The sequence below is a fragment of the Micromonospora sp. DT44 genome, assembly GCF_049841635.1.
Classification (GTDB): Bacteria; Actinomycetota; Actinomycetes; order Mycobacteriales; family Micromonosporaceae; genus Micromonospora.
In genome coordinates, this window is sequence record NZ_JBNCKS010000195.1 from 1 (window position 1) to 317 (window position 317).

Genomic DNA, 317 nt, shown 5'->3' on the forward strand with positions numbered 1-317 from the left:
GGCGATCTCCGTAGTATTCTCGTGCTATTTCGGCGAACGCCTCCCACCTAGCGTCACTACTGAACTTGGCAGCGCTGAACGCGACCGCCTCCGCCACGTCGCCGATCGCTCCGCAACCCTCCAAAAAATCTTTCAGATCCTTGGGCATACTCTTCGGAACAGTCTTGCCCTCCCGCTGCCAATTATAAAGGTCTCGTCCGAGGTGTACCACAATCCCGTTGGTGGCCTTCCTATTGTATCTTTGCGAGGGGGCTGGCAGCAGATTTTCTTGGCCATCTTTGTAGTAGTCTCGTGCTATCTCGTCGAACGCTACCCAC

General features: G+C 55.2%; 1 protein-coding gene. It reads right to left on the bottom strand.

The window, feature by feature from the left end; all coding sequences use genetic code 11:
* The coding region (locus tag ACLQ25_RS32880) for a hypothetical protein (protein WP_425734618.1) at window positions 1-317 on the bottom strand (317 nt) is incomplete at both ends.